Raw genomic sequence first — 12,253 nt, 5'->3', positions numbered from 1 at the left:
AAAATGGCCTTTGAGTGTTGATGCCAATACGAGGTGTCAACGGGTTCGCCCGTTATAGCGATACAGTATTAACATTTATTGTTTAATGGCGTACTGGAATTCTAGACGTCGCTAATCATCGTTAATACTCATTTACTTATAATCAAGTTAAATGAGTTTTTTAATGTGTCCCTTTCATTCGACTAAAGCGTTACATAACGATTAAATTAGCGTCCACTATCTCAGTACACTTTTATTCATAAAATGGCGTACTGTTTGAGGTTACTTTAGCAATAAAGTAATAAATAAAGGTGGTACCGCGAAACAGGCTTTCGTCCTTTACATCCGATGCATATCGGGTTTAAAGGACGGAAGCTTTTTTTATTGGACAAAAAAATGAATGGAGGATTTGACATGAAAGATACTCAATTAGCACAAATATCATTAACTAAAGATATTACTGGCGCAATAGCCAATCCTATCTATTTATCTACTGCATATCAACATCCTCACCTTGGTCAGTCAACAGGCTATGATTATACAAGAACAAAGAATCCAACACGTTCTGCATTTGAAGAATCCTTTGCGAAATTAGAAGGAGGCATTGCTTCATTTGCCACTTCAAGTGGCATGGCTGCAGTACAACTCATATGTAACTTGTTTCAACCAGGTGATGAAATATTAGTCGCTTTCGACTTATATGGTGGTACATTTAGATTATTTGACTTTTATGAAAAACAATATGGTATCAAATTTAAATATGTTAATTTCCTAAATTATGAAGAAGTTGTTAACGCTATTACGACTAATACAAAAGCACTTTTCATAGAACCTATTTCGAATCCACAAATGATCGAAATTGACGTTGAACCTTATTACATCTTAAGTCAACAGCATAATCTATTAACAATTATCGACAACACATTTTTAACACCTTATTTATCCACGCCTTTAGAAGACGGTGCTGACATTGTACTCCATTCAGCAACTAAATATATTGGTGGTCACAATGATGTATTGGCTGGGGTTGTATCTGTTAAAGATGAATCATTAGCTGAGCAACTTGGGCAATTGCATAACATGATTGGGGCAACATTGTCTCCTATCGATAGTTATTTATTACAACGTGGCTTAAAAACATTACATTTACGTATTGAACGGTCAGAGGCAAACGCTAAGAAGTTAGCCGAGCGATGTAAAGTTTCTAGTGCAATAAACGAAGTGCTATACAGTGGTAAAACGGGCATGCTGAGTTTACGTCTAAATAAAGACTTTAGCGTTGCTAAATTTTTGGAAAATTTAGAAATCTGTATCTTTGCAGAAAGTCTAGGTGGAACAGAAACATTCATTACTTTCCCATACACACAAACCCATGTCGATATGCCGGATGAAGAAAAAGATAAACGTGGCATAGATGAACACCTTATACGCTTATCCATTGGTATTGAAGATTATAACGACATTGAGTCAGATATTTTACGAGCATTGGAGAATTCTAAAGTAGGAGTGATTTCATGAGCTTATCAAAAGAAACCGAAGTTATTTTTGATGAACACAGAGGAGTAGATTACGATTCAGCTAACCCACCACTTTATGACTCTTCAACATTTCATCAAAAAGTGCTTGGTGGCAATGCAAAATTTGATTATGCCAGAAGTGGCAATCCAAACCGCCAACTTCTTGAAGAGAAATTAGCGAAACTTGAAGGAGGACAATATGCATTTGCGTACGCCTCAGGTATCGCAGCAATTTCAGCTGTATTACTAACATTAAAAACAAATGATCACGTCATTCTTCCTGATGATGTATACGGTGGCACATTCAGACTTACAGAACAAATTTTAAATCGCTTTGATATTCAATTTACGACTGTTAATGCTACACAACCTGAAGAAATTGAGCGTGCGATTCAGCCGAATACCAAACTCATCTACGTAGAAACACCATCCAATCCTTGTTTCAAAATTACAGATATACGTGCAGTAGCAGCGATTGCTAAACGTCATCACTTACTTTTAGCAGTAGATAACACATTTATGACACCGTTGGGTCAATCACCACTTGCACTTGGCGCTGATATTGTGGTTCATTCAGCTACTAAATTTTTAGGTGGCCACAGCGATATTATCGCAGGCGCTGCCATTACAAATCGTAAAGACGTCGCTGATGCATTATATCTTTTACAGAATGGTACGGGCACTGCATTGTCAGCGCATGATAGTTGGACATTAGCCAAACACTTAAAAACATTACCTGTGCGGTTTAAACAATCAACATCAAATGCGGAGAAACTTGTAGCATTTTTAAAAGAAAGAGAAGAAATTGCCGAAGTATATTATCCAGGAAACAGTTCATTACACTTATCACAGGCAAATAGCGGTGGTGCCGTGATTGGATTCCGATTAAAAGATGAAACGAAAGCACAAGACTTTGTAGATGCTTTAACTTTACCCCTAGTTTCAGTAAGTCTTGGGGGTGTAGAAACAATATTATCTCATCCAGCCACAATGTCACATGCTGCTGTTCCTGAAGATGTTCGAAATGAACGTGGCATTACCTTTGGCTTATTCCGATTAAGCGTAGGTCTAGAACAATCTCAAGAATTAATTGCTGACCTCAACTACGCATTAAAGGAGGCTTTCAATGAGTCGATTATTGAATCAATTACAGAACAACGTTTTAGTAGCTGACGGTGCAATGGGAACAATTCTCTATTCAGAGGGTTTAGATACATGTCCAGAAGCTTATAACTTAACACATCCAGAAAAAGTAGAGTCTATACATCGTTCTTATATAGAAGCCGGTGCCGATATTATCCAGACCAACACGTATGGCGCTAACTTTGAAAAGCTAAGACGCTTTGGCTTGGAACATAAAGTAAAGGACATTCATAAGGCAGCTGTAGCCATCGCAAAACGTGCCGCACGACCTGATACTTTCATACTTGGCACAGTAGGTGGTTTCAGAAGTTTACAGCAAGAGGAATTGCCTTTGTCCACCATTCAGTATCACGCTGAAAATCAAATCGATACACTCGTTGAAGAAGGTGTTGATGGGTTATTGTTCGAAACTTACTACGACTTAGAAGAACTGACAAATATTGTTACAACAACACGTCGAAAGTACGATATCCCTATCATTGCGCAATTGACCGCTTCAAATACGAATTACTTAGTCGATGGCACTGAAATCAATAAAGCTTTACAGCAACTAGTTGCCTGTGGCGCCAATGTTGTTGGATTAAATTGCCATCACGGTCCACACCATATGCAACGCTCATTTTCACATATTGAGTTACCAGAAACGGCTTACTTATCATGCTATCCAAACGCAAGTTTACTGGATATTGAGAATAGCGAATTTAAGTATAGCGATAACGCACAATATTTCGGAGATGTCGCACAAGAACTTATTAATGAGGGTGTGAGATTAATTGGAGGATGTTGTGGCACAACACCACAACACATTGCATATATCAAATCATCTGTAAAAGATTTAAAGCCTGTTAAAAATAAAAACGTCATTCCGATTAATCGTCAGACAAATCGAGCAGTCACACATACGTATAAACATAATTTAACAACAAAAGTTAAAAACGGACCAACAGTTATTGTCGAACTTGATACACCTAAACATTTAGATACAGATCTCTTCTTTGAGAATATTGGCAAACTTGACGAAGCGAACATTGATGCTGTTACCCTCGCTGACAATTCACTTGCTACTGTTCGTGTTAGCAATATCGCTGCAGCGAGCATCATACGCCAACGTTATAACATTGAACCCCTCGTGCATATTACATGTCGAGATCGTAATTTGATTGGCTTGCAATCACACTTACTTGGCTTATCGCTTATTGGTGTTAATGAAATTTTAGCGATTACAGGTGACCCTTCAAAAGTAGGCCACCTACCCGGTGCCACGAATGTCTACGACGTAAATTCAAAAGGATTAACCGAATTAGCATTAAGATTCAATCAAGGTATTAATACTGATGGTGATGCGCTGAAGAAACATACAAACTTCAACATCGCTGGTGCATTTGACCCTAATGTACGCAAACTTGACGGTGCAGTAAAACGCCTTGAGAAAAAAGTAGCTGCCGGTATGAATTACTTCATTACACAACCTGTGTATAGCAAAGAAAAAATTAAAGAAGTATATGAGGCGACGAAACACCTTAATGTCCCTCTATTTATAGGTATCATGCCTATCGCAAGCTATAACAATGCACTTTTCCTACATAACGAAGTGCCTGGTATTAAAATGTCTGAAGACGTATTAAGCCAATTTAAAGCAGTAAAAGATGATAAAGAAAAAACAAAAGCATTAAGTTTGAGACTTTCTAAAGAATTGATTGATACAGTGCATGAGTATTTCAATGGTTTATACATTATCACACCATTCCAACGTATCGATTATTCATTAGAACTCGCAGCATATTCCAAAGCAAATACCCAAAACAAGGAGGCAATATCATGACAACAATTACAACTTCAAATTTAGGATTCCCAAGATTAGGTAGAAAAAGAGAATGGAAAAAAGCCATCGAGAGCTATTGGGCTAAAAAAATCGATAAAGCAGAATTAGATCAAAAGTTAAGTGACCTACATAGAGAAAATTTACTATTACAAAAAAATTATAATTTAGACAGTGTACCTGTTGGTGACTTCTCCTTGTATGATCATATTCTCGATACATCATTATTATTCAACATCATCCCTGAACGTTTCCAAGGTCGCGAAGTTAACGATGATTTATTATTCGATATTGCACGCGGTAATAAAGAACATGTCGCGAGTGCACTCATTAAATGGTTCAACACGAATTACCACTATATTGTTCCTGAATGGGATAATGTTGAACCTAAAGTGAACCACAACATTTTATTAGATCGCTTTAACTATGCGAAATCTCTTAACGTTAACGCTCACCCTGTGATTGTAGGTCCTATTACGTTTGTAAAATTATCTAAAGGTGGACATCAATCATTCGAAGAGAAAGTTCAAACACTATTACCTTTATATAAAGAAGTGCTTCAATCATTAATTGACGCTGGTGCAGCTCATATCCAAGTTGATGAACCAGTATTAGTTACTGATGAAAGCGAAACTTATGAAGCTATTACTAGAGAAGCTTATGACTACTTTGATAAAGCAGGTTTAGCTGACAAATTAGTCATTCAAACTTACTTCGAACGTGCCAATGTTAAATTCTTAAGTTCATTACCAGTTGGTGGTTTAGGATTAGACTTTGTACACGACAACGGTTATAACTTAAAACAAATTGAATCAGGTGACTTCGATTCATCTAAAACATTATATGCAGGTATTATTGATGGCCGTAACGTGTGGGCTGCAGATATCGAAGCTAAGAAAAAATTAATCGAAACGTTACAAGGACACGCAAAACATATCGTTATCCAACCTTCATCATCTTTATTACATGTTCCAGTATCACTAGATGATGAAACTTTAGAGCAATCTATCGAAGAAGGTTTAAGTTTCGCCACTGAAAAGTTAGACGAATTAGACGCGCTACGTCGACTATTAAATCAGAATGATAGCGCAAAATATGACGAATTGAAAGCACGTTATGAACGTTTCCAAATTCAATCATTCAAAAATCTAGAATACGACTTCGATAGTGTACCGACAAGCCGTAAGTCACCTTTCCCTGAGCGTAAAAAAGCACAAGACGCACGCTTACACTTACCTGACTTACCAACAACTACAATCGGTTCATTCCCTCAAACACAAGAAGTACGTAAATATCGTGCCGATTGGAAAAACAAACGTATCTCTGATGAAGCCTATAATAACTTCTTAGAAAGTGAAATTGCACGTTGGATTAAAATCCAAGAAGATATCGGTTTAGATGTATTAGTGCACGGTGAATTCGAACGTAATGATATGGTTGAATTCTTTGGAGAAAAACTTCAAGGTTTCTTAGTAACAAAATTTGGATGGGTACAATCATATGGTTCACGCGCAGTTAAACCACCGGTAATTTACGGAGATGTAAAATGGACTGAACCACTAACAGTCAAAGAAACTGTATATGCGCAAAGTTTAACTGACAAACCAGTGAAAGGTATGCTTACTGGCCCTGTAACTATCTTAAATTGGTCATTCGAACGCGTAGATGTACCACGTAAAGTCGTTCAAGACCAAATCGCTTTAGCCATTGACGAAGAAGTATTAGCGCTAGAAGAAGCGGGTATAAAAGTAATCCAGGTAGATGAACCAGCTTTACGTGAAGGTTTACCATTACGCTCTGAATACCATGAACAATATCTTGCAGATGCAGTAAATTCATTCAAATTAGCAACATCTTCAGTACAAGATGAAACGCAAATTCATACGCATATGTGTTATTCTCAATTTGGTCAAATCATCCATGCTATCCATGAATTAGATGCTGATGTTATCTCAATTGAAACATCACGTAGCCATGGTGATTTAATCAAAGATTTTGAAGATATTAACTACGATTTAGGTATTGGCTTAGGTGTTTATGATATTCATAGTCCACGTATCCCTACAGAAGATGAAATCGCTACAGCGATTGATCGTTCTTTACAACAAATTGATCGTTCACTATTCTGGGTTAACCCAGACTGCGGCTTAAAAACACGTAAAGAAGATGAAGTAAAAGACGCTCTTACTGTACTTGTAAATACAGTTCGTAAAAAACGTGAATCAAATAATCAAAATAAACCCGCGTAGGGAGGGAGCAGTACAGAAATCACTGGTGATTTCGTAGTACTGCCCCAGCACAGCTGACTAGAACTGAAGCGAGCTTTTCCTAAAGCGATGAGTCAGTTCAGTCAGCCACTGCCAAAATCAACATAGAATAACAATTACAATTGGAGGTGTTGAACATGCCAAACTATCCATTATGGGATCAACTAAATCAACTGAAAGAAGCTGAATGGGTTGATTTAACACATACCTTTGACCCTGAAATACCTCGATTTAGTGAATTTGAAAAAGGTGAAGTTTCCACTCTTTTCACAGTCAAAGAGCACGGCTTTTACGTGCAACGTTGGAATATCGTCACTCAATATGGTACACACATCGATGCACCTATTCACTTTGTAGAGAATAAACGTTACTTAGAAGAGCTAGACTTGAAAGAGTTAGTATTGCCCCTTATCGTCTTAGACTTTTCAAAAGAAGCTGCAGAAAATGCTGATTTTATCGTCACACGTGACCATTTAGAGCAATGGGAAGCTAAAAACGGACGTATTGAAGAAGGCACGTTTGTAGCATTACGTACTGACTGGTCGAAACGTTGGCCAGATATTGAACAATTTGAAAATAAAGATTCTGATGGTAATCAACATTTACCGGGTTGGGGCTTAGATGCCTTGAAGTTCTTAGTCGAAGAACGTGGCGTAAAATCAATTGGCCACGAAACATTCGACACAGATGCGTCGGTAGATACCGTTAAAAATGGTGACATCGTTGGAGAACGTTACATTCTTGGACAAGATACGTTCCAGCTTGAATTGTTAACGAATTTAGACCAATTGCCAACGCGTGGTGCGGTCATTTATGCCATTAGTCCGAAACCGAAAGACGCACCTGGGTTCCCAGTACGTGCATTTGCGATTAAACCTTAAATAATGACACTTGAAGGCTTGATAACGAGCGATCAAAGCCAAACCTTTCCTAATATTATATAAAATCCTGTCACATCACCCATTACATTCTAGTATCGGGATGTGGCAGGATATTTTATTGATACGTTTTTATAATATTAATGATGTCTTCGTGAATATCCGGATGCGCGATAATCGCACCTTTAACATGATTTAAATCGGTAGAGTTGCCTTGAATATCTGTTACAACTAACCCTAACTCTTTCGCATATAATATTTGTGCACTCATATCCCACAGGTTTGCTCCCATATCAATACTTGCACCGAAATCACCAGTGATTGTACGCAATGCACCAATGCCACCAGCACCAATAAATCGAAAACCATGCGCATGTGAAATCAACGCTTTGAGTAATTCAGAACTCGCACGTTTCGGATCAATAGAAATCAAAGCATCGTTGAGATGATGATACTTGTCTACATGAAGTGGCACGCCATTAATCGTCACACCTTGACCTTGAACAGCTTTATATAATTTCTGTTGATAAAATTCATATGTATAGGCTAGTAAAGGCTCGCCATCGTAGAATAAACTTACAATTAAACAATAATCCTTACCTTGCTTAACAAGATTGGTTGTTCCATCAATAGGATCTATCGCCCAAGCATAACCACGATACATATCTACTTCACTGTTACTTTTTTCCTCACCCATAATCTGGTGTTCTGGATAATTTGCTTTAATAAGTTGAGTGAAATCCGCTTGAACTTCTTTGTCAATATTCGTCACTAAATCTAAGTCATGCTTTTTAGTTTCAACAGCCACATCTTGTAACATCACATTTACTTTTTTAGCAATATGCACTATCCATGTTTCAATACGATGGTCAATATCTTGAATGACATACACGCCCTTCTCACCTCTTACTTTCAGTTTAATAATTGCTTTTTTAATTTTAAAAAATTATCCTTTTTCAACTATACCTAAGATTCGTTAACCTATTAAGTTCTTGTATGAAGTTTATATGTTTTTTCTAACAAAATATCTATTAAATACTCTGCCATTTAATCATTTTCTTTAATAACACTATCTTACCACTAGATTGACAAGAATGTTTAACGGGTAAATATTCAGTAGTTAATTTTTAAAGAATGTGGGGGAGATTAAATGAGTGATAAAACAGTTTATGATGTTATTGATACAGGTGTGAATTATCTATTATCAGTTTATGATAATTGGAACGTTGAGAAAGTATTAGATAAAGAGAATGATGTTTTTCCAAATACTTTACATTGGCAATTTGGACATGTTTTAACTATCTTCGATTCTGCTTTATCAATGGGTGCTCAAAATGCCGTTGATATTGAAACGTATACTAAATTATTTGGTTATGGTTCTAGTCCTGCAAACTGGGAAGAACAAGACATACCATCAATTGAATCGATTAAAGAGGACTTAAAAACAATTCCAGATCGTGCTCGTCAACTTACTGATGAACAACTATCACAAGAACTTGAACAACCGATTGCTGGCTGCAAAACACTTAACGAATTATTAGTGTTAAATGCCATTCACGTCCCATTACATGCAGGCAAAATTGAAGAAATGGCTCGTGTGCTTAAACAGGCCAAGTAATCCAAGTTTCATAATAAATACTTTGAGGGGATAAATATGAATATTATTGCGAATAGTATCTTTGTAGATAATCAAGAAGAAGCTTTACAATTTTATACAGACATTTTAGGTTTTGAAAAGAAAATAGATGAACCTGTAGGCGAAGGATTTAGATGGCTTACTTTAGTATCTCCGAATCAACCAGATGGTGCTCAATTGGTCTTAGAACCAAATGGCAACCCTATTGCAAGTGATTATCAACAACGTCTATTCGAAGCCAACATACCTATTACGATGTTCGGCGTAGAAAATGTACAACAAACCTATGATGCATTAACGCAAAAAGGCGTTCACTTTACCGTTGAACCGACTACAATGGGTAGTGCTAAAATGGCCATTTTCAACGATACTTGCGGTAATTTAATTCAAATAGTAGAACAATAAAGAATGAAACGCTTAACATAGTTTATTACTACAAACTGTTAAGCGTTTTTTTATAAGCTTCTACTTACCACTCTTCTTTAACATCCCCATATTCTTCTCTTAATAGACTATACACATAACTATCTGAGAACGCTCCACGTAGACGTTCACTATCTCTCAACACGCCCTCTTGCGTAAAACCAAGTCGCTCAGGTATGGCCCTGCTTTTCGGATTGCGCGTCGACATTTGAATTTCCACACGATTTACATCAAATTCTTCGTACACATAGCGAATCAACGCCTTTGTGCATGCTGTCATAATCCCTTTTTTCTGAAAGTGCTCTGCCAAATAGTAACCGATAGACGTTCGTTTGTTAACAAGATCTAAATAATGCAAGCCGATGACTCCTACAAGTTCCTTGTCATACCATATGCCGCAATGAAATCCATATCCGCATCAGTGCGGTTTTTAAATACAACTCCTCATTTCTTATTCGCGTGTAAACTGTTGCAATAGTGAATAGATAAAATTTACTATCTTCAACCTTCTTTATTTATTCAACAAAAGGTAGAAATTCTGATAGATACTTACGATTACTATCTATTAATTTAAATGGTTATTCTGCTTCACTTCTCGTTCTTCAAATATTTTTAATTTCAAAAGTTCATTAATTTGATATCCAAATATAATTAGAATCTCCTATATTTTTTAAAAACATGAAAGAAATTATAACCAAAGCAACATATTACACAATTCAAAGGTATAAACTTATTACATGTTTGTAAAATTTTAAACTTATTCATTATTCTTTTAACTATATATGTTAAGCTTTTATACATCTACTTTATTAAATTTGAAAGGAGTTAAATACATGGAAAACAAATCAAAACAGTTTTCAAATGTATTTATTTTTGCCTCAGTTACTGTAGGGTTACTGGTAATTATTGGAGCCATCTTCCCTAATCAATTTGGTTCAATTTCAGGAGCAATCGGAAGTTTTATTACAGAAACATTCGGTTGGTACTATATGTTACTTATTAGTATTATTCTGATATTTTGTATCACACTTATTTTTCATCCAATTGGAAAGCTTAAATTAGGAAAACCTGATGATAAACCAGAATTTAATACTATTTCATGGCTAACAATGCTATTTAGTGCAGGTATGGGTATTGGACTTGTATTCTATGGATCTTCTGAGCCCATTTCACATTATCTATCTCCACCAACAGCGAGTAAAGAAACAGAAGCTGCTCTAGCTGAAGCTATGCGTTCAAGTTTCTTACATTATGGACTACATCCTTGGGCAGTTTACGGTATTGTTGCTTTGGCTCTTGCATATACACAGTTTAGAAAAAATGACTTAGGACTCATTTCTCGTACATTACGTCCTATTTTCGGGAATAAAGTAGAAGGTCCATTAGGTACTGTTATAGATGTTCTAGCTGTTTTTGCTACTATTATCGGAGTTGCAGTGTCACTTGGTGTTGGCGCCATGCAAATTAATGGTGGTCTAAATTATTTATTTGGAGTACCAAACAATAAGCTTATTCAAGGCATTATTATTCTTATTGTTACAGTTTTATTCTTAATTAGTGCTTGGAGTGGCTTAAGCAAAGGTATTCAGTATTTAAGTAATTTAAATATGCTTTTAGCTGCGATGTTACTTATTATTATTCTAATTGTAGGTCCTACAATTTTAATTATGAATATGTTTACATCCTCAATTGGTGAATATTTGAATACCCTTATTTTTAATAGCTTTGATGTTGCTCCACTTAATTCACAAAAACATGAATGGTTACAGTCATGGACGATTTATTATTGGGGCTGGTGGATGAGTTGGTCACCATTTGTAGGTATCTTCATTGCACGTATTTCAAAAGGTCGTTCAATTCGTGAATTCGTTATAGCAGTATTAGGTGTTCCTACAATTATTAGTATGCTATGGTTTACAGCCTTTGGTATTACTGGTATTGAAATTGGTAAGCAATCTAAACACACCTTTAGTATGCCACCTGAAACACAATTATTTGGTATTTTCAATGAAATGCCTATGGGTACAATTTTATCGTTTATCGCTATTATATTAGTAGGCTCGTTCTTTATTACATCCGCAGACTCAGCTACATTTGTATTAGGTATGCAAACATCATTTGGACGTTTAAATCCATCCGGTTTTGTTAAGATTGTTTGGGGAGTCATGTTATCAGCGATTGCCTACGTACTTTTACTATCTGGTGGATCGACAGGTCTAGATGCTCTGCAATCAGCTGCTATTATTTCAGCATTACCATTTAGTTTTGTTGTTATTTTAATGATGATTTCATTTTTCAAAGATGCAAATCAAGAAAGAAAATTCTTAGGTTTAACCTTACAACCTGATCATCAACGTAAAAAGAACTATATTAAAAATAACACAAACCAACAATCTAAAATTAAATAGGACAAAACCTGAGACATTATTAAATGTCTCAGGTTTTATATATTGATGGTAGTCGATGATTAAATTGAAAATGCATTTGTCGCAAGCTTTTTTCAACTTTAGTCCTCTTTTTTGGGGACGACAAATTCAAAATGAATTCTATCTTACTTTTTTGGTTTGTATGGTATATATACATAAACAATA

Annotated in this window: 9 protein-coding genes and 1 pseudogene; 8 read left to right on the top strand and 2 right to left on the bottom strand. The window is 36.0% G+C overall.

Annotation, left to right across the window (positions count from 1 at the left end):
* The first annotated feature begins 393 nt into the window (after positions 1 to 393).
* From BB045_RS03980 to BB045_RS03960, 5 genes are all read left to right on the top strand, one after another.
* Positions 394 to 1,497 carry a PLP-dependent transferase gene (locus tag BB045_RS03980; protein ID WP_075140497.1) on the top strand — a complete coding sequence of 368 codons (1,104 nt, stop codon included), beginning with the start codon at positions 394 to 396 and terminating at the stop codon, positions 1,495 to 1,497.
* Positions 1,494 to 2,669 (top strand): cystathionine beta-lyase MetC, encoded by a 1,176-nt coding sequence (gene metC, locus BB045_RS03975; RefSeq protein WP_070678941.1) that lies wholly within the window; start codon positions 1,494 to 1,496, stop codon positions 2,667 to 2,669. Before BB045_RS03980 ends, metC begins: the two co-directional genes overlap by 4 nt.
* Complete coding sequence (locus tag BB045_RS03970; RefSeq protein WP_075140496.1) at positions 2,623 to 4,461, top strand: bifunctional homocysteine S-methyltransferase/methylenetetrahydrofolate reductase; 1,839 nt, start codon at positions 2,623 to 2,625, stop codon at positions 4,459 to 4,461. Before metC ends, BB045_RS03970 begins: the two co-directional genes overlap by 47 nt.
* The gene (gene metE / locus BB045_RS03965; protein ID WP_075140495.1) at positions 4,458 to 6,707 is read left to right on the top strand and encodes a 5-methyltetrahydropteroyltriglutamate--homocysteine S-methyltransferase; all 2,250 of its coding nucleotides are present in this window, start codon (positions 4,458 to 4,460) and stop codon (positions 6,705 to 6,707) included. Before BB045_RS03970 ends, metE begins: the two co-directional genes overlap by 4 nt.
* A gap of 155 nt (positions 6,708 to 6,862) precedes the next feature.
* Positions 6,863 to 7,606: a cyclase family protein gene (locus BB045_RS03960; RefSeq protein WP_053026818.1), complete on the top strand. Its 744-nt coding sequence runs from the start codon at positions 6,863 to 6,865 to the stop codon at positions 7,604 to 7,606.
* 115 nt (positions 7,607 to 7,721) lie between these two features.
* On the opposite strand, the gene BB045_RS03955 is transcribed toward BB045_RS03960, so the two are convergent.
* Complete coding sequence (locus BB045_RS03955) at positions 7,722 to 8,495, bottom strand: inositol monophosphatase family protein (RefSeq protein WP_075140494.1); 774 nt, start codon at positions 8,493 to 8,495, stop codon at positions 7,722 to 7,724.
* Between the two features lie 258 nt (positions 8,496 to 8,753).
* On the opposite strand from BB045_RS03955, the gene BB045_RS03950 reads away from it, so the two are divergent.
* Together BB045_RS03950 and BB045_RS03945 are read left to right on the top strand one after the other, a co-directional pair.
* Complete coding sequence (locus BB045_RS03950; RefSeq protein WP_048667889.1) at positions 8,754 to 9,221, top strand: bacillithiol transferase BstA; 468 nt, start codon at positions 8,754 to 8,756, stop codon at positions 9,219 to 9,221.
* Between the two features lie 36 nt (positions 9,222 to 9,257).
* Positions 9,258 to 9,644 (top strand): VOC family protein, encoded by a 387-nt coding sequence (locus tag BB045_RS03945; RefSeq protein ID WP_048667888.1) that lies wholly within the window; start codon positions 9,258 to 9,260, stop codon positions 9,642 to 9,644.
* A gap of 64 nt (positions 9,645 to 9,708) precedes the next feature.
* On the opposite strand, the pseudogene BB045_RS03940 reads toward BB045_RS03945, so the two are convergent.
* Positions 9,709 to 10,311, bottom strand: a pseudogene (locus tag BB045_RS03940) (GNAT family N-acetyltransferase).
* A gap of 184 nt (positions 10,312 to 10,495) precedes the next feature.
* Here BB045_RS03940 and BB045_RS03935 point away from each other — a divergent pair.
* The gene (locus BB045_RS03935) at positions 10,496 to 12,070 is read left to right on the top strand and encodes a BCCT family transporter (RefSeq protein ID WP_075140493.1); all 1,575 of its coding nucleotides are present in this window, start codon (positions 10,496 to 10,498) and stop codon (positions 12,068 to 12,070) included.
* Positions 12,071 to 12,253 lie beyond the last annotated feature (183 nt).

It is taken from the genome of Staphylococcus sp. MB377 (assembly GCF_001922505.1).
GTDB classification, from domain to species: Bacteria; Bacillota; Bacilli; order Staphylococcales; family Staphylococcaceae; genus Staphylococcus; species Staphylococcus haemolyticus.
This window is presented reverse-complemented; position numbering and strand designations above follow the sequence as displayed.

Excerpts from the sequence above, each read along its gene's own strand:
- BB045_RS03980 (WP_075140497.1), top strand. The coding sequence starts at position 394 with ATGAAAGATACTCAATTAGCACAAATATCATTAACTAAAGATATTACT.
- metC (WP_070678941.1), top strand. The coding sequence starts at position 1,494 with ATGAGCTTATCAAAAGAAACCGAAGTTATTTTTGATGAACACAGAGGA.
- BB045_RS03970 (WP_075140496.1), top strand. The coding sequence starts at position 2,623 with ATGAGTCGATTATTGAATCAATTACAGAACAACGTTTTAGTAGCTGAC.
- metE (WP_075140495.1), top strand. The coding sequence starts at position 4,458 with ATGACAACAATTACAACTTCAAATTTAGGATTCCCAAGATTAGGTAGA.
- BB045_RS03960 (WP_053026818.1), top strand. The coding sequence starts at position 6,863 with ATGCCAAACTATCCATTATGGGATCAACTAAATCAACTGAAAGAAGCT.
- BB045_RS03950 (WP_048667889.1), top strand. The coding sequence starts at position 8,754 with ATGAGTGATAAAACAGTTTATGATGTTATTGATACAGGTGTGAATTAT.
- BB045_RS03945 (WP_048667888.1), top strand. The coding sequence starts at position 9,258 with ATGAATATTATTGCGAATAGTATCTTTGTAGATAATCAAGAAGAAGCT.
- BB045_RS03935 (WP_075140493.1), top strand. The coding sequence starts at position 10,496 with ATGGAAAACAAATCAAAACAGTTTTCAAATGTATTTATTTTTGCCTCA.